21 protein-coding genes are annotated in these 17,268 nt (G+C 43.9%); 11 read left to right on the forward strand and 10 right to left on the reverse strand.

All coding sequences use genetic code 11. The annotated features are described in order from the left end of the window. Positions 1-17 precede the first annotated feature (17 nt). Genes hisB through hisIE form a run of 5 tightly spaced genes read left to right on the forward strand, consistent with a single transcriptional unit; the run spans position 18 to position 3,869 of the window. Positions 18-1,091 carry a bifunctional histidinol-phosphatase/imidazoleglycerol-phosphate dehydratase HisB gene (gene hisB, locus R7Q47_RS03755; protein WP_005427528.1) on the forward strand — a complete coding sequence of 358 codons (1,074 nt, stop codon included), beginning with the start codon at positions 18-20 and terminating at the stop codon, positions 1,089-1,091. 26 nt (positions 1,092-1,117) lie between these two features. Further along, entirely contained in the window at positions 1,118-1,732 is a 615-nt protein-coding gene (gene hisH / locus R7Q47_RS03760; protein WP_005450758.1) for an imidazole glycerol phosphate synthase subunit HisH, read from the forward strand. Positions 1,733-1,744: 12 nt separating this feature from the next. Further along, the gene (hisA, locus tag R7Q47_RS03765; protein ID WP_009698177.1) at positions 1,745-2,482 is read left to right on the forward strand and encodes a 1-(5-phosphoribosyl)-5-[(5-phosphoribosylamino)methylideneamino]imidazole-4-carboxamide isomerase; all 738 of its coding nucleotides are present in this window, start codon (positions 1,745-1,747) and stop codon (positions 2,480-2,482) included. Then, positions 2,464-3,237: an imidazole glycerol phosphate synthase subunit HisF gene (gene hisF, locus R7Q47_RS03770; protein ID WP_004749837.1), complete on the forward strand. Its 774-nt coding sequence runs from the start codon at positions 2,464-2,466 to the stop codon at positions 3,235-3,237. The genes hisA and hisF overlap by 19 nt, the downstream gene beginning before the upstream one ends. Next, positions 3,234-3,869, forward strand: coding sequence for a bifunctional phosphoribosyl-AMP cyclohydrolase/phosphoribosyl-ATP diphosphatase HisIE (hisIE, locus tag R7Q47_RS03775; protein ID WP_005389826.1), 636 nt, complete (start codon positions 3,234-3,236; stop codon positions 3,867-3,869). Before hisF ends, hisIE begins: the two co-directional genes overlap by 4 nt. A gap of 279 nt (positions 3,870-4,148) precedes the next feature. Here hisIE and R7Q47_RS03780 read toward each other — a convergent pair whose 3' ends face one another. The 4 genes from R7Q47_RS03780 to R7Q47_RS03795 form a co-directional block, all read right to left on the reverse strand. Next, complete coding sequence (locus R7Q47_RS03780; RefSeq protein WP_318088655.1) at positions 4,149-4,664, reverse strand: YchJ family protein; 516 nt, start codon at positions 4,662-4,664, stop codon at positions 4,149-4,151. A gap of 80 nt (positions 4,665-4,744) precedes the next feature. Beyond that, entirely contained in the window at positions 4,745-5,959 is a 1,215-nt protein-coding gene (locus tag R7Q47_RS03785) for an EAL and HDOD domain-containing protein (protein ID WP_005378158.1), read from the reverse strand. Positions 5,960-6,057: 98 nt separating this feature from the next. Next, the gene (lpxH, locus tag R7Q47_RS03790; protein ID WP_005389817.1) at positions 6,058-6,795 is read right to left on the reverse strand and encodes a UDP-2,3-diacylglucosamine diphosphatase; all 738 of its coding nucleotides are present in this window, start codon (positions 6,793-6,795) and stop codon (positions 6,058-6,060) included. A gap of 60 nt (positions 6,796-6,855) precedes the next feature. After that, positions 6,856-7,350, reverse strand: a complete 495-nt coding sequence (locus tag R7Q47_RS03795) for a peptidylprolyl isomerase (protein ID WP_005378156.1) — start codon at positions 7,348-7,350, stop codon at positions 6,856-6,858. A gap of 202 nt (positions 7,351-7,552) precedes the next feature. Between R7Q47_RS03795 and cysS the strand changes: the two genes are divergently transcribed. Continuing rightward, positions 7,553-8,935, forward strand: a complete 1,383-nt coding sequence (cysS, locus tag R7Q47_RS03800) for a cysteine--tRNA ligase (RefSeq protein ID WP_005378155.1) — start codon at positions 7,553-7,555, stop codon at positions 8,933-8,935. Positions 8,936-9,022: 87 nt separating this feature from the next. Continuing rightward, positions 9,023-9,601, forward strand: coding sequence for a thymidine kinase (locus R7Q47_RS03805; RefSeq protein ID WP_042522050.1), 579 nt, complete (start codon positions 9,023-9,025; stop codon positions 9,599-9,601). Between the two features lie 60 nt (positions 9,602-9,661). Here the strand turns inward: R7Q47_RS03805 and R7Q47_RS03810 are convergent, their stop codons facing one another. The 3 genes from R7Q47_RS03810 to R7Q47_RS03820 are packed head-to-tail and all read right to left on the reverse strand — an operon-like array spanning position 9,662 to position 12,021. Beyond that, a complete protein-coding gene (locus tag R7Q47_RS03810; RefSeq protein WP_137281858.1) occupies positions 9,662-10,300 on the reverse strand; it encodes a YdcF family protein in 639 nt (212 codons plus the stop codon). Beyond that, a complete protein-coding gene (locus tag R7Q47_RS03815) occupies positions 10,297-11,124 on the reverse strand; it encodes an NAD-dependent epimerase/dehydratase family protein (protein WP_248487496.1) in 828 nt (275 codons plus the stop codon). The genes R7Q47_RS03810 and R7Q47_RS03815 overlap by 4 nt, the downstream gene beginning before the upstream one ends. An 18-nt stretch (positions 11,125-11,142) precedes the next feature. Further along, entirely contained in the window at positions 11,143-12,021 is an 879-nt protein-coding gene (locus tag R7Q47_RS03820; protein ID WP_137281859.1) for a LysR family transcriptional regulator, read from the reverse strand. 89 nt (positions 12,022-12,110) lie between these two features. Between R7Q47_RS03820 and R7Q47_RS03825 the strand changes: the two genes are divergently transcribed. Further along, a complete protein-coding gene (locus R7Q47_RS03825) occupies positions 12,111-12,557 on the forward strand; it encodes a PACE efflux transporter (protein ID WP_042522041.1) in 447 nt (148 codons plus the stop codon). Between the two features lie 43 nt (positions 12,558-12,600). On the opposite strand, the gene R7Q47_RS03830 is transcribed toward R7Q47_RS03825, so the two are convergent. Continuing rightward, the gene (locus R7Q47_RS03830) at positions 12,601-12,834 is read right to left on the reverse strand and encodes a TIGR02647 family protein (RefSeq protein ID WP_005387662.1); all 234 of its coding nucleotides are present in this window, start codon (positions 12,832-12,834) and stop codon (positions 12,601-12,603) included. Between the two features lie 299 nt (positions 12,835-13,133). Here R7Q47_RS03830 and focA point away from each other — a divergent pair, with 299 nt between their 5' ends. Next, positions 13,134-13,994: a formate transporter FocA gene (focA, locus tag R7Q47_RS03835; protein WP_005378146.1), complete on the forward strand. Its 861-nt coding sequence runs from the start codon at positions 13,134-13,136 to the stop codon at positions 13,992-13,994. An 85-nt stretch (positions 13,995-14,079) separates the two neighbouring features. On the opposite strand, the gene R7Q47_RS03840 is transcribed toward focA, so the two are convergent. Together R7Q47_RS03840 and R7Q47_RS03845 are read right to left on the reverse strand one after the other, a co-directional pair. Next, on the reverse strand, positions 14,080-14,217 hold the full coding sequence (locus R7Q47_RS03840) for a hypothetical protein (protein ID WP_005378145.1): 138 nt from the start codon (positions 14,215-14,217) through the stop codon (positions 14,080-14,082). A gap of 354 nt (positions 14,218-14,571) precedes the next feature. Next, the gene (locus R7Q47_RS03845) at positions 14,572-15,384 is read right to left on the reverse strand and encodes an ABC transporter permease (protein ID WP_017634681.1); all 813 of its coding nucleotides are present in this window, start codon (positions 15,382-15,384) and stop codon (positions 14,572-14,574) included. 462 nt (positions 15,385-15,846) lie between these two features. Between R7Q47_RS03845 and torE the strand changes: the two genes are divergently transcribed. Further along, positions 15,847-16,026, forward strand: a complete 180-nt coding sequence (torE, locus tag R7Q47_RS03850) for a trimethylamine N-oxide reductase system protein TorE (RefSeq protein WP_005378141.1) — start codon at positions 15,847-15,849, stop codon at positions 16,024-16,026. A 50-nt stretch (positions 16,027-16,076) separates the two neighbouring features. Continuing rightward, on the forward strand, positions 16,077-17,261 hold the full coding sequence (torC, locus tag R7Q47_RS03855; protein ID WP_005378139.1) for a pentaheme c-type cytochrome TorC: 1,185 nt from the start codon (positions 16,077-16,079) through the stop codon (positions 17,259-17,261). Positions 17,262-17,268 lie beyond the last annotated feature (7 nt).

The raw sequence follows: 17,268 nt of genomic DNA on the forward strand, positions 1-17,268 counted from the left end.
GCAATAAGGAAGTTCGAGTGAGCAAACAACAAAAAATCCTTTTTATCGACCGTGATGGCACCTTAATTGTTGAGCCGCCAGTTGATTTTCAAGTAGACCGTTTAGATAAGCTAAAACTAGAGCCGTTTGTTATCCCAAGCCTGTTGTCGTTGCAGGATGCCGGATACCGCCTAGTGATGGTCACGAACCAAGATGGTTTGGGTACCGACAGCTACCCACAAGCAGACTTTGATGCTCCACACAACATGATGATGGAGATCTTTGAGTCTCAAGGTGTGAAGTTTGACGACGTGCTGATTTGTCCTCACTTTGATGAAGATAACTGCTCTTGCCGTAAGCCTAAATTGGGCTTGGTAAAAGAGTATCTACAAGGTGGCAAAGTTGATTTTCAAAACTCTGTTGTGATTGGTGATCGTCAAACCGATCTTCAACTTGCAGAAAATATGGCAATTCGTGGTATTCAATACAACCCAGAAACCATGGGTTGGAAACAGATCCTGAAAGATCTGACGGTGAAAGCTCGTGTTGCTGAAGTGATTCGTACCACAAAAGAAACGGACATCAAAGTTGCGGTTAATCTTGATGAGCAAGGCGGTAATGACATCTCAACGGGTCTTGGTTTCTTCGACCACATGTTGGATCAAATTGCGACGCACGGTGGATTCCAAATGGTGTGCAAAGTGGAAGGAGACCTTCACATCGATGATCACCACACAGTAGAAGATACCGCTCTTGCCTTGGGTCAGGCGTTGAAAGAAGCGCTGGGTGACAAGCGTGGTATTGGTCGCTTTGGTTTCAGCCTGCCAATGGATGAGTGTTTAGCACAATGTGCGCTAGACCTATCAGGTCGTCCCTACCTTAAGTTCGACGCGCAGTTTAGCCGTGAGCAAGTGGGTGATCTTTCAACAGAGATGGTGGTTCACTTCTTCCGTTCTCTGACTGACACCCTAGCGTGTACGCTGCACCTGTCTTCTGCGGGCAATAATGACCACCACATCATTGAAAGCTTGTTTAAAGCGTTTGGTCGTACTTTACGTCAAGCAATCAAAGTAGAAGGCACTGAGCTACCAAGTAGTAAAGGCGTGCTTTAAGGCTCACGTTAGCAAGGAGAAAAACAGTGACAGAACAGAAAGTTGTCATTATCGATACTGGCTGTGCCAACGTTTCTTCGGTGAAGTTTGCCATCGAACGCCTAGGTTATGACGTAACTATTTCAAAAGATCCACAAGTTGTATTGGCAGCTGACAAGCTATTTCTACCGGGAGTGGGGACTGCCAGTGAAGCGATGAAGAACCTAGAAGAGCGCGATCTTATCAGCTTGGTAAAACAGGTAGAAAAGCCTTTGCTAGGTATCTGTTTAGGCATGCAACTATTGGGCAAAGTGTCTCAAGAGAAAGGGCAGAAAGCAGATGAGTTGGTTGAGTGTCTTGGACTTTGTGATGGCGAAGTGAAGTTGCTACAAACCGGCGATTTACCGCTGCCGCATATGGGGTGGAATACAGTGTCTGCAAAAGCAGGTAACCCACTGTTCAAAGGCATTGAAGAAGGTGAGTACTTCTACTTTGTACACAGCTTTGCAATGCCTGTCGGGGATTACACGATTGCCGAGTGTGAATACGGCAACCCGTTCACAGCAGCAGTACAAAGTGGCAACTACTACGGTGTGCAATTCCACCCTGAGCGTTCTTCAAAAGCGGGCGCGAAGCTTATTCAAAACTTCTTAGAATTATAAAAGGGATTTAGTGTGATTATTCCAGCTCTTGATTTAATTGAAGGACAGGTGGTTCGCCTTTATCAAGGTGATTACGGTCAAGTTACCGAGTACAAAGTCGACCCAGCAGAGCAGTTTAATTTGTACCACCAAGCAGGTGCTAACTGGCTACACTTAGTGGATTTAACTGGCGCGAAAGACACGACAGCACGTCAACTTGATTTGATTGCAAAGCTATTAGCAAGTACGCCAGCGAACATCCAAATTGGTGGTGGAGTGCGTACAGAGCAGGACGTGATTGATCTGTTAGAAGCCGGTGCGCAGCGCGTTGTCGTTGGTTCTACAGCGGTAAAACAGCCAGAGCTTGTGAAAGGTTGGATGGAAAAATACGGTGCAGAGAAAATCGTTCTCGCGCTAGACATCAACATCGATCAAGACGGCACACGTAAGGTAGCGATCTCTGGTTGGCAAGAAGATTCAGGCGTGACTATCGAAGCTTTGGTCAACGATTATCTGACGGTAGGTCTACAGCATGTGCTTTGCACGGACATTTCTCGTGACGGTACGCTAGAAGGTTCAAACGTTGAGCTTTACGTCGACTTATGTAAACAGTACCCGCAAGTGCAGTTCCAATCTTCAGGTGGCATCGGTTCATTAGCGGATATCGAAGCACTAAAAGGCAGCGGTGTTGCTGGCGTGATTGTTGGTCGTGCATTGTTAGATGGTAAGTTCACAGCAGAGGAGGCGTTTGCATGTTGGCAAAGCGAATAATTCCATGTCTTGATGTTCGTGATGGACAAGTGGTGAAGGGCGTCCAGTTTCGCAACCACGAAATTATTGGTGACATCGTTCCTCTGGCGCAGCGTTATGCTGAAGAAGGCGCTGACGAGCTTGTGTTCTACGATATTACCGCTTCAAGTGATGGTCGTGTCGTCGATAAAAGTTGGGTCGCTCGCGTCGCAGAAGTGATTGATATCCCGTTCTGTGTGGCTGGTGGTATTAAATCAGCAGAAGACGCGGCGCGCATTCTTGAGTTTGGCGCAGACAAAGTGTCTATTAACTCACCTGCATTGGCTAACCCGCAACTGATTACTGACCTTGCTGATAAGTTTGGTGTGCAATGTATCGTCGTTGGTATCGATTCATACTACGACAAAGAGACAGGCAAGTATCAGGTTTACCAGTTTACTGGCGATGAAGAACGCACCAAAGCGACCCAATGGGAAACGCGTGATTGGGTGCAAGAAGTACAAAAACGCGGCGCTGGTGAAATCGTACTGAACATGATGAACCAAGACGGTGTGCGTAACGGCTACGACATCGAACAACTGAATATGGTGCGCGAAGTATGTAATGTACCGCTGATTGCATCGGGTGGCGCGGGTGCTATGGAGCACTTTGCGGAAGCATACCAAAAAGCCAATGTGGATGGCGCGCTTGCCGCATCGGTATTCCACAAACAAGTCATCAATATTGGTGAACTAAAGCAGTATTTGAAACAACAAGGCATTGAGGTACGACTATGAGTGTAAAAGCCGCCGAAGTAAGTTCGCTAGCTGAGCGAATCAACTGGGAAAAGGTGGATGGTCTGGTACCTGCCATCGTACAAGATTTCCAATCAAGCCAAGTGTTGATGATGGGTTACATGAACCAAGATGCGTTGGCAAAAACGGGCGAAACAGGTCAAGTGACGTTTTTCTCTCGTACCAAGCAACGTCTTTGGACGAAGGGGGAGACCTCTGGCAACGTATTGCAATTGGTGAACATGCAGCTCGATTGCGACAACGATACGCTACTGGTGAAAGTGAATCCCATTGGTCCTACGTGTCACTTGGGCAACACAACTTGCTGGGATGTGGACCCTCAAGAGGAGTCACAAATGGTGTGGCTTCATCAACTTGAGCAGCTATTGGCTGCCCGCAAGAGTGCCGACCCAGATTCCTCTTATACTGCCAGTCTTTATGCCCGTGGCACCAAGCGTATTTCGCAAAAAGTGGGCGAAGAAGGCGTTGAAGTCGCGCTTGCGGCGACGTCGGGCGATAAGGCGGAGCTAGTGTGTGAATCAGCAGACTTGATTTACCACTTGCTGGTATTGCTTCAAGACCAAGGCTTATCGATGAATGACGTAGTGAACAAACTGAAAGAGCGTCATAAATAAACCTGCTATAAATAAATGAAAGCCCCTATGCTCTCGAGCCTAGGGGCTTTTTTACTTTAGTGTTCTTGATTCGGGGGAAAACCCGGCAACAGTGCTAGTAGCGATTAGACTCTGAATCACACTCGTTCCTCGCTGTTCAGAATGACGGTATATTTTCTAATGGTACTTGCAGTAGAGTTATTTACTTCAAATAGGTACATATATTCACGTCACTCCAACGAACCTAGGTGAGGTCAAGAATCCAATTAAATCGAGCACAATAAGCTAGGTATGGATGCTTTACCCACAACACTTTTTAAACTTTTTACCGCTTCCACAGATACACGGGTCGTTGCGACCTACTTTTAGGCTACTCACTGGTTGGTTTAGGCGAGGATCTTGTTCTGGTTTTTCTTCTAGCTCTTCTTCTGGAAACGTGCCGTCAATGTAGTACCAAAGCCCATTTTCTTTTACAAAGCGAGAACGCTCTGTCATACAGTAGCGCTTGCCGTCTTCATCAAAATAAGCGCTAAATTCGACAAAGCCTTCATTGTCATTACTGCCAGCTTCTGTTTTTACAACTTCAAGTTTGCACCAATCGCTGTCGATAGATTGGGCAATGCCTTCACGTTGCTCTTCTGCATTACAGCTTGTGTGGTACGTGTTCACCACGTAATCGACTAGACCTAACACATGCGCACTGTAACGAGAGCGCATTAACTGCTCTGGAGTGGTGACGTCAGCATGGTTGTTGTGGGCAATTTCACAACACTGTTGGTAGGTGCGGTTAGATCCGCAAGGGCAAGAAGAAGCCATAAAATGAAATCTCGATTAATTAAGCGGTAAAAACAAACAACCTCACAATTGCGAGGCTGGAGGTGAGGCATTATAGCGATTTAGGGCGTTTGAGACAGCAGTTCTTGAGCCCACTCGGTAGATTGATTAAAAGCGTCCGCTAATTGAGGTTCGGTTAATTTAAGAACGGTGCAATATCGCTCGGCTAACTCCCAGTCCGCTTGTTCATAGGCGATCGTCATCGAAAGTAAGTGACCAAGTACGCCTTTTCGACTGGTTAATGCGAGTTTTATATCTTCGTCAACGGGGATATCTTCAATGACATCCGAGAGCGGTTGATCGAGCAAAGAGCCGAGTAAAGAAAACATGCCTGTCAAAAAAGCCTGCCCAGGGTCATACCTAGTGTTCATTTGACTAAGTAACAGTTCACACATTCGTGCACGCTGAATCGCTAAAGAGTAAAGAGAGTCAGGTTTATCTTCTTGAACGGACGCAATTGCAACTAAGGAAATAAAGCGTCGTAGTCGCTCTTCACCCAGATAAATAAGCGCCTGTCTGAACGATTTGATCTTAGTCGTTAATGTATATCCTGAATTTACGTAAGTAAGCAGCTTGTATGACAGCGTCACATCAATCGAAAACAGACGTTCAACCTCATTGAAGTCGATGGGCTTATCTGCAATCTCTTTACAAAGTTGGATGACGGTAAGAAACGCGGGGTTCAACCGTTTTTTCTGGATCATCTCAGGTTTGCTAAAAAAATACCCTTGAAAATAGTTAAAACCGGCTTCTAGAGCTTGCTCAAACTCTTCATAGGTCTCTACCTTTTCCGCAAGAAAGTCGATTTTAAATGGGCTCAACGCCTGAATAAAAATGGCAGCTTTCTTGATCGGCACAAGTCTAATATCAAACTTGATCATGGAAACGTATGGAAGAAAACGCTTCCAAGCTTTCGTCGGAACAAAATCATCCAGAGCAATTTTGTATCCGCACTCATGAAGGTGCTTGATGGCTTCTAACAGTTCTTCTGTCGGTTCGCAGTCTTCAAGGACTTCAATGACGAGAGATTCTTTAGGGAACAAAGTTGGGACCAAGTTCACCAAGCTTTGATGCGGAAAGTTAACAAAGCCAAGTTTGTTTCCTAATGTGTTGTAATGCGTCGACAAAAAATGATCGGATAGCAGTCGACTAGTAGCCAGCTCTGGTTCTACTTCAGGGAAGGTATTTTTAGGGCCGTCTCGAAAGAGGAGTTCGTAACCTATGGTTCGTTTTTCTCTATCCAGAATCGGTTGGCGAGCTACGTAAGAATACTTCAATTAGGTACTTCGTTCTGTTTAACTTAGTATTATGATAATAGCGATTTTTTACAAAATATCTACGACTTGAGCGTGAATCTTCTACACGCTCTACATGCTTAACGCAAATTCTGTATGAACGGTCTCGTTTGTAGGTCAAAACTATCAGAATTTACTTTTAAAACTGAGCCTTGCGTATACCAATCCCCTAAAACAATTCGGGTCTTTTTAACGCCATCGACGTCAAAAAAATGTGTGTTCGGGCGATGTGTGTGACCATGAATCATTAAGTTGACGCAGTTCTGAGACATCACTTTCTCGACCTCATTTTGGTTGACGTCCATGATATCTAATGACTTGCTCATTTTATCATCACGAATATCGGATTGAACTTTTGAGACAATTTTCTTCTTAATGAACCAAGGAATACGGTTAAACAACCATTGTAGCCATGGCTTGTGAACGGTTTTTCTAAACTCTTGGTATTTCACATCGTCAATGCAGAGCGTATCGCCATGTAGGATTACGGCTTTTTGACCATAAAGATCAATCGTGCAGACATCGTCGAGTAATGTCATACCGGTTTCTTTGCAAAAGCGTTTGCCGAGTAAAAAATCTCGATTGCCTTGGATGAAAAAAGTTGGCACACCCGCATCCGTCAGTGCTTTAAATTCTGCACGGATTTGGTCTGCAAAAGGGGTGTTGTCATCGTCACCAATCCAGAATTCAAACAGATCGCCGAGTACATAAAGTGCATCAGCTTTTGTTGCTTCTGTTCGCATGAACGTCACAAAACATTCCGTGATATCAGGACGTGATGGGGTAAGGTGAAGATCGGAAATAAATAATGTCGTCATAGAAATAAGGGGAAGCTATGCCTCCCCATTAACTTATCTTTTAAAAATAATTCCTAAGAATTACTCTTCAATTGTTGTACCAGTGATTACTACGTCTTCTAGAGGTACGTCTTGGTGCATGCCGTAAGAACCAGTGCTAACGCCTTTGATCTTATTTACGATGTCCATGCCTTCGATTACTTCACCGAACACACAGTAACCCCAACCATCTAGGCTTTCGCTACGGAAGTCTAGGAATGTGTTGTTGTTTACGTTGATGAAGAACTGAGAGCTTGCTGAATGCGGCTCCATAGTACGTGCCATAGCAAGTGTACCCACTTTGTTGCTAAGGCCATTGTTTGCTTCGTTCTTGATAGGTGCACGAGTCGCTTTTTCACGTAGACCAGACTCCATACCACCACCTTGGATCATGAAGCCGTCAATAACACGGTGGAAAAGCGTGTTGTCGTAGAAACCGTCGCGGCAGTACTGAAGGAAGTTTGCGCTTGTCTCTGGCGCTTTCTCTTCGTTTAGTTGAATCTTGATGTCACCAAAATTAGTGTGAAGGGTGATCATGCTACTTTCCTTTACTGTGTTGTGTTGAGCCCGAGATTCTAGCCTAAGTTCTAGTGCTTTAAAAACTCAGGAAGAGGAAATTCTTCGTTTTGTGCTTGAAGTTTAGCCGATTATCGTTTTATCGGTTAATTGCTATTACCTAACTAGGTTGGAGTTGATATACTCATCTTCTTTTATTCATTCACAATCATAGATAGAGATCATGTTAAAGATATATAACACACTCACAAGACAGAAAGAGGAATTCAAACCAATTACAGCTGGCAAAGTCGGTATGTATGTCTGTGGAGTTACCATCTACGATCTCTGTCACATTGGTCACGGTCGCACTTTCGTCTCTTTTGACGTTGTATCACGTTACCTTCGCTACTTGGGCTACGATCTGACGTTTGTACGTAACATCACAGATATCGACGATAAGATCATCAAACGTGCCGCAGAAAATGGTGAGTCTTGCGATTCATTGACTGAGCGTTTGATTGGTGAAATGCACGCTGATTTTGATGCGCTGAACATGAAACGTCCGGACGTTGAACCTCGTGCGACACAGTTTATTGCTGAAATCATCGAATTGGTTGAGAAGCTAATCGAGCGCGGTTTTGCATACGTTGCAGATAACGGTGACGTAATGTTTGAAGTAGGTAAATTCAACGAATACGGCAAGCTTTCTAAGCAAGACCTTGATCAGCTTCAAGCTGGCGCGCGCGTTGATATCGAAACAGCAAAACGCAGCCCTCTAGACTTTGTACTTTGGAAGATGTCAAAGCCGGGTGAACCAACGTGGGAGTCACCATGGGGTCCAGGTCGTCCAGGCTGGCACATTGAATGTTCTGCTATGAACTCTTCAATCCTAGGTAACCACTTCGACATTCACGGCGGTGGTTCTGACCTTCAGTTCCCACACCATGAAAATGAAATCGCGCAATCATGCTGTGCACACGATACACAATACGTGAACACATGGATGCACAGCGGCATGGTAATGGTAGACCGTGAGAAGATGTCTAAATCTCTAGGTAACTTCTTTACTATCCGTGACGTTCTTGGTCACTACGATGCTGAAACAGTGCGTTACTTCCTAATGTCTGGTCACTACCGTAGCCAGTTAAACTACAGCGAAGATAACCTAAACCAAGCACGTGCTTCGCTTGAGCGCCTGTACACATCTCTACGTGGTTTAGACCTAAACGCGGCGCCTGCTGGTGGTGAAGAATACGTATCTCGCTTCACTGCAGCGATGAACGATGACTTCAACACACCAGAAGCTTACTCAGTACTGTTCGACATGGCGCGAGAAGTTAACCGTCTGAAGACAGAAAACCTAGAGAAAGCGAGCGAACTCGGTGCGCTAATGCGTGAACTAGCTGACGTGATCGGTATTCTTCACCAAGATCCTGAAGCCTTCCTAAAAGGTGATGCGGGTAACGATGATGAAGTGGCTGAAATTGAAGCTCTGATCAAGCTGCGTAACGACTCTCGTGCTGCGAAAGATTGGGCGAATGCAGATATGGCTCGTGACAAGCTGACCGAAATGGGCATTGTTCTGGAAGATGGTCCAGAAGGCACAACGTGGCGTCGTAAGTAATTGAATTTTCATTTTTAAAGGGCTGATAATTCAGCCCTTTTATTTTCCATTTCCATAAATTAAAACTTTAACTTTAGGTAATGCTCTGTGGCTCAGATGTATTTCTATTACTCAGCAATGAATGCGGGTAAATCAACAACGCTTCTTCAATCCTCTTTCAACTATCAAGAACGCGGCATGACGCCAGTTATTTTTACGGCTGCGCTAGATGATCGTTTTGGTGTCGGTAAAGTGAGCTCTCGTATTGGTCTTCAATCTGACGCACATTTATTTCGTCAGGATACCAATTTGTATCAAGAGATCGCAGATCTGAATGAGGTTGAAAAACGTCACTGTATTCTTGTTGATGAGTGTCAGTTCTTGTCGAAAGAACAAGTTTATCAACTTACTGAAGTCGTTGATAAGTTGCATATCCCAGTATTGTGTTACGGCCTTCGCACCGATTTTCTAGGCGAACTTTTTGAAGGCAGTAAGTATCTATTATCTTGGGCAGACAAGCTGGTTGAGCTCAAAACAATCTGCCATTGCGGCCGCAAAGCGAATATGGTTATTCGTACCGATGAACACGGCGTGGCAATTAAAGAAGGCGATCAAGTTGCGATCGGCGGTAACGATAAGTATGTCTCCGTATGCCGCCAACATTACAAAGAAGCGCTCGGTAAATAAGCCGTATTGATACAGAAAAGCCACCGAACTTGGTGGCTTTTTGTTGTCGGTTAGAAAAAGTTAGACTAAGTCAAAACCAAACCGCTCGAGTAAAACCTGGTAAGAAGATTCGACTTGCTGAGGGATGTTCTGCTCGGTTTGAAATCCTTTCTCTGGATAGCTTTTTACGCGAGAGAAATCTTCCATTAGTGCTTCTAGCACCATCATTAATGGCATGTCTTCATTAATGTATTCAAAAAATGGAAGAGCCGCAGAGCTTACTTGGAGCTGAGTGTAGGGTGACTGCCACTGTTTTTCAAATGTCGCGATTGCTCTACGCTCCATAAACGGTTTTTGTACCAGAATAAACGAGGAACACTGTTTTCCTTCCTCTTTTAATCGTTGCTCAGTAAAGCGAACATTTTCTCCACTGTTTGTGGATTCAGTTTCGAGCAAAATTGCTTCACTTGGAACGCCCGACAACTTTGCAATCTCGGCAAAGGTTTCTGCCTCGCTTTTTTCAAACAGTCCATCTGTGAAGCGACCTTCACCCCCTGAAAATACAATCAAAGGTGCCAACTTTTGGTGGTAGAGCTTGGCAGCGTGCTCCGCTACACGCACATCATTACTGCACATCACAAACAAACAGTCCGCAGGCTTCAGTTCATGTTTAAGTTGCATGTAATCCCAAAGCGTTTCTATATGTCTATAGAGTCTCATAGCGCATCCAAAGTTGAATTGAAGTGAAATCGATAACCAAGTGAGAGTAGTTTGTCAGCAAGAATACGCTTGTCAGCTTGCTCTGTGACGGGTGGAAGAGGTATCTCACTTCCGATTTTGTTTATGGCAGCTTGGTAGAACTCAGCCTTGCTGACAGTATGAGGTGTCGTAACATTAATGACTTGGTTGCTTAAATTGCCTAAGGCAAATTTCGCAGCCGAGACAGCATCATCTTGATGAAGCATATTAGCTGGTGCTTTACGACTAACTTGTTGAAGCCTTGCTGCAAAGCGAGATGGGTGTCTATCTAGCCCGATTAATCCGCTACAACGTAGAATAACAAAGCTAATATTCGAGTCGATAACATGCTGCTCTGCTTGAAGCATAATACGTGCATTGTCAGAGAAATAAGGGCTTTCGGCTGCTAAAGAGATTGACGCGTCAGCTTCTTCCATATCGGAAGCAAGGTTAGGGTAAACCGTTGTAGAGCTGATCATGAGAAGTTTTTCAACGTTGTTTTGCTTAGCTGCGTTGGCAAGTATTTGCCATTGCTGTGCATATTCTTGACCGCGTCCTTTACGAAATCCTGGAGGAAAAGCACCGATAACGTGCGTAATTTGATGCTGTTTGAGCAGCTCATCTAGCCGTGCTGTGGCGTTCAATTGATTGAAATCGAACAATGCGGAGTGAGTTAATGAGGTGGGTAACTCTTTTAATCGAGTTTGGCTACGACGAGTGACGACAACATAGTGTCCATCTTTCATCAATGTTTCTGCTAGCGGAGTTCCGAGCCAGCCTGCACCTACGATCAATGTATTTGCCATTTGGGTCTTCCTACTTACTTATGTCTGCCCGAATAGGTTGAGCAGTTCTGCTTTAGCTTGTTGATGGAGGGGATCTGAATGCCATTTCTGGTGCTGAATAAGGTCAACATTGACTTGCCAAGCCAGTTTTGTGAAATCATCCCCAACTTTTTCTAATGTATTAGGTGAATACGCGACTAAATGCTGTGGTAGAAAGCACCAACCAAACCCTTTATTCGCCAATTCCAACAAAATATAGTAGTTATCAGCGTACCAGATATCTGGGCTAAATGCTTGATTGAGGCCACATGGCTCTGCACTTTTGGATCGTATGACCAATTGACGATGTTGTTTTAATTGATCAATGTGAGTGATTTTCTGCTTTGCTAAAGGATGTGTTGAAGAAACATAGACATCAAATGCAATATTGCCAAGATTGGTGAAATCGATGTGCCTTGGCATTTGTAAATCACTCAAAATAATCCCAGTCGTGGCGCGTTCCGACTTAACCAATTCAATGATATCAGGGCTTGATGCCGTTAAGCATTCAACTTGTAAGTGTGGAAAGCGTTGCTCTAACTTCTTTAGCACATCCGGCAAGCGAGTCAGAGGAATCCCTTCATCAATAGCTAAGACTAATTTGTTCGTTGGCGTGGAAAAGAGCTGTGATGCCCTATTGTTTAGGCGGTCGAGTTGGCTGATTGTTGCTTGTGCATAAGGTACGAGCGCGAGGCCATTCTCAGTTAATTTAGGGTACCTGCCTGATCGATCGAAAAGCTCAACGCCACAGTCGATCTCCATATTCATGATGTGCTGGCTCACTACAGATTGAGCTCGCCCCAGTTTTCTAGCTGCTCCTGAAAATGATCCTGCTTCTGATGTAGCAATGAAAGCTTGCAGTTGTTCGATGGTAAACATATCGCTTAAACCGATGGTATCTAACTTTTGGTTATCTAAATAATAGATAAAATTCTAAGCATTGAGTAGAACTATTTGGACAGAGAAATATGACTCGTAACGAACGAATTTTTCATGCAGTACTTTTTGAGTTAATCGCACTCGCGATTATTGTACCAGCGGCTTCATTGATCACTGGAAAGGGTTCTAGTGATCTCGCGTTGGTTGGGGTCGGGTTGAGCATGTATACCGTGATATGGAACTACATCTACAACTTGTATTTTGATAAGTGGTTTGGTGACAATCGAGCTGAGCGAAGTTTAGCGATGCGGCTTGGACACACTATTGGTTTCGAGGGAGGATTGATCTTTATCTCTCTACCTGTGATTGCCTGGTTCTTAGAAATTACGCTTCTTCAAGCTCTAATGCTGGAAGCCGGCTTCCTCGTTTTCTTCCTATTTTATGCCACTGGTTTTAACTGGTTGTATGACAAGGTTCAACCATTTAGCAAAATGAAAAAGCGATTATTGCCACAGGCATCGACAGGAAAAATATAGGACTAAAAAACGCCACCGAGTTCGGTGGCGTTTTTTGTTCAAATTACACAGACAAAACTCTTAAAATCTTATCTGCATGTTCTGCAACTTCAATGCCTTCGTCTGTTAGATAACCACCGTCAGGCTGTGTACAAAGTTGCTTCTTATATAGACGAGCAACGGCTGCCTGCATTTCTTCTGACGCGTCTGTATGAACTTTAATACCAGTTGCAGCACTACTTAGGTCGAACTGAAGAAGTAGATTCAATTCGGCGATATGTTCAGCTGAATATTTCATAAATGATTCCTTTGCGCTTTTTTTACCAAGCTAGTCTGAAAAGTAGCGTTGGGCAACATTCAACGACAAGAAGTGTTAAGTATGGCGCTATCAGGCTGATATAACGCAGGATCTTTGTTCGAAAGGTCGAATACTTGTTAAGTATCAATGATACTTACGGTAGCGAATGATAGGCGCTATTTATTTCTTTATCTCCCAATAACAACGATTTTAGTAAACACGCCAAATAGCACTTGAAAAAATAGGGAAATAGAGCGATTATCCGCGCCTCTTTAAATGTTTCTAAATGTTACACCAGAATGAACTTTAATCAGTTTGACTCACTATTACCGCCACAAGCTGCGGAACGCGCGGCTGAAGTGGGGGTAGGCAAAGCAACGAAAGCTCCAATCAAATCTTTTCTGCTCGCCATTTCTGCGGGGCTTCATATTGGTATTGCTTTCATCTTCTATACCACAGTAACGACAGGCGCAGGCGAGCTGCCTTGGGGCATTACACGACTCATTGGTGGTCTGGCATTTAGCCTTGGTTTGATTTTGGTGGTGGTTACTGGCGGCGAGCTTTTCACTAGCTCTGTGCTGACACTAGTTGCGCGTGCGAGTGGAAAAATCTCTTGGCAAGCACTTATCAAAAACTGGTTGGTGGTTTATTTTGGCAATATGGTTGGGGCCATTTTGCTCGTGGCCTGTATGCTAGTTACCAAGCAATATATGTTTGATCATGGCCAAGTTGGTCTCAACGCGATGGCGATCTCCCAACACAAATTACATCATGGTTTCTTTGCTGCTGTTGCGCTTGGCATCATGTGTAACGTATTAGTTTGTATTGCAGTTTGGATGACGTTTAGTGGGCGAACATTGACAGATAAAATAGCGGTCATGATTTTGCCTGTGGCTATGTTCGTGTCGGCAGGTTTTGAGCACTGTATTGCGAATATGTTCCAAGTACCTATGGCGATTGGTATTAAGTACTTTGCGCCAGAAGCGTTTTGGCAAATGACAGGGGCAGATATTGCAAACTACGCGGACTTAAACATGATGGGGTTCATCGTAAACAACCTAATTCCTGTTACGATAGGAAACATTATTGGTGGTGGCGTATTTGTTGGCATGTGGTATTGGATGATTTATCTACGCGATGAAGATAACCATTTGCGATAAGTTTAGAAGATCACAAGAAAGGCGAACCAGATGGTTCGCCTTTCTTTTTACTTGTCTCTGCAAGTGTCAAATAAGTCGAGTCATGCTAAATCAACTCTTCGTTGATGCCAAAATCGGTTGGGAGCCAATGAGAAGTTACTTCCTTTGGTTCTTGAACGAGCCAATCCAGAGGTGCATCGGACAGGAGTTCATCGTAATTTTCTTTGATCATTAAGACATCCATGTACGTCTCTCCAAGTTTGTGGTCACTGCCTTTACTTTAAAATTAGAACATGTCAGTCACGTGATCAATGCATGAAGATTAGATTGATCACTTATGTTGCTATGTTTCTGGTTGCGTATGGGTTTTGGGGGCTTATCCACATTTTCTGTGGATAACCTGTATCAAAGATCGTGCGTATCTAAACTTGCAAAGAAAATTTCATAAAATTAGAGGCTTATATCAAAAAGAATTCTGCCTGACTTTTCATCTGAAAGCGTCTTGATGAGTGCTCGAAGAATAGTTGAGTTATTCAGTTATAAGTACGTTCGACTTGGCAACACAAGTTGTTTAACGGGCTTTACCCACAAGCGCCAACTAACCGTGAGTTTTGGTCGATTCGGGTTGCTCGATTTTTATCTTGATTCGGCCTTCTTTGGTTTGTACCCAGCGCAATGTCATTTCTAACGTTATGGTTACGGAGGCACTCAACATAACGAAAATAGCCAGCATAATTACTAACTGGTATTTAATCGCAACCATCGGGCTCGCGCCACCTAGAATTTGACCGGTCATCATACCCGGTAAGGTAACCAGCCCTGTAGTGGCCATAGAAGCTAAAGTCGGGGCAAGGGACTTTCTAAGAGCCTCCTGAATGAAGGGGAAGGATGCGTAGCGAGGAGAGGCTCCAAGTGAGATTGCAGCCTCATATTCTGCTTGTCTCTGCTCAAAAGCCGTAAACAAATTCTGAAGAGCGATGATATTACTACTCAAGCTGTTACCCAATAACATACCAGCAAGTGGGATCATGTACTGCGCATTGTAAATAGGGGATGGTTGCACTAAGCCTGCTGTAATTGCTATCAGAAGTGGTATTAGACCACAGGTAAGGCCCGTTAGTAGCGGAAGCATAAGTGGCTTTTTAGGTAAGTGAGCTTTTCCCGCAATTGAGCTGGCACCAATCAGTAGCATGATGGCAAGCCAAAGTATATTGACAAGTAAGCTGTTTAATTGAAAAAGATATTCTAAATACACGCCAATCAATATGAGCTGAAGTGTCATTCGGATAACACTGATTATCGTGTCTTTTGCTATCCCTAATTTGTAGCGGGCATTGATAAAAAAGGGGACCAATAAAATCAAACCAAACAGTGCCAGTTTGACCCAGCTTATATCCACCACGTTATCCATAATCGCTCCTTGAAAGTACGCGAATAATTGTATCTAAGCCTCTCCTTTATATGAACCACTACGTGCACTTTTTGCTGTTCTTAAAGTAAATCTTGAGTGCTATTTTCGACATTAATACGCAGCATTTTGTTTACAAACGGTTATCTTTTTCGGAGTTTTTAAGTCGATTTATGGCATGGTAATTACGATTTAAATGTGATCGATGTTTCTTAAATGTTGGTTATTTAACAACTCCTTAAAAGACTTATTTTGTCACATCTGTTCATGTTTTTTAATAAATAACATCAATCCATCATATCTCTGGATGAGCTCAAAAAAGTGTTGAATTACAAGGTCTGAGGTCGCTTATTTGATTGAACCCTACTATTAGTATGGTCTAACATTTTCCATTAGAGATTGTAAAAAACTTAAGCTTGGTTACGCGGGCTTTTCAATAACACTAGATACAAAATAGGCAAATGTATGAGTGATGTTAATAAAATTGAGAGTGGTGAAAAACGCTCCCTGGAGTGGAAGTCGTTCCTCTTCATTGCAGTTGTTCTCTTCCCAATTCTGAGTGTGGCCTTTGTTGGCGGCTACGGGTTCATCGTTTGGATGTTGCAAGTCTTCTTCTTTGGGCCTCCAGGCGCACACGGCATGTAAGCCAGTGCGCTCATAACCACACTTTTGAAAAGATTTTAAGAGAGCAAATAATGAAATCATTAATCATTAAACTGTGGCGTACCATGACGCGCCCAGCTGTACATATCAGCCTAGGTGTGCTGACTATGGGCGGCTTTATTGCTGGTGTTATCTTTTGGGGTGGCTTTAACACCGCTCTAGAAGCAACCAACACAGAAGAATTCTGTATTAGTTGTCACACAATGCGTGACAACGTATACGTTGAGCTACAAGAAACGGTGCACTGGAAAAACCACTCTGGTGTTCGTGCTACCTGTCCTGATTGTCACGTTCCACATAACTGGACAGATAAGATCGCTCGTAAGATGCAAGCTTCTAAAGAAGTATTTGCACAAGTATTTGGCAACTACGACGAACCGGGTGTGTTCGAAGAGCGTCGTATCGAACTTGCTAAACACGAATGGGATCGTTTCTCGGCAAACAAATCTCTGGAGTGTAAAAACTGTCACAACTATGAATCGATGGATTTCGAGCAAATGTCTCCTACGGCTCGTATCCAAATGAAGCAAGCCGCTGAGAAAGATCAAAGCTGTGTTGACTGTCACAAGGGTATTGCGCACAACCTACCAGCAGGCATGGACAGCATTGGCGGTATCGTGGGTGATCTAGAGGGTATGACTTCTAACACGGATTACGGCGTTGGTCAGCAACTCGTGAGCGTTCGTCACCTACCAATTTACTTTGATGCGCAAGGCAGTAAAGAAGCTGGTCTTCTTAATCCTGCATCGACCGTTAAAGTTCTTGAAGACAAAGGCGAGTTTGTTGAGATCGAAATTGACGGTTGGCGCAAAGCAAAAGGTTTTGGTCGTGTAATTCAAGAAGACTTCGGTAAGAACATTGCGACTGCGTCTCTGATGAAAGAAGCAGCAACAGACAGCAACATTGTGACGACTGGTGAGAAAAAAGTGGATGAGCTAACAGGCCTTCCTTGGGAAAAAGTAGCGGCGAAAGTATGGATTAAGAAAGAGTCTATGCTGAACGACATCAATCCTGTTTGGGAAAAATCTCGTGAAGCCTACAAGACCAATTGTTCTGTATGTCACACTCAACCTGCGGAAGCGCACTTCGACGCGAACACCTGGCCAGGTATGTTCGACGGTATGTTGGCGTTCGTTAACCTAGATACAGACAGTGAAGCACTGATCTTGAAGTATCTACAGAAACACTCTTCAGATTATGCTGAAGGTCACCACTAATAAGCGT

This window comes from Vibrio sp. Vb0349 (genome assembly GCF_033338975.1).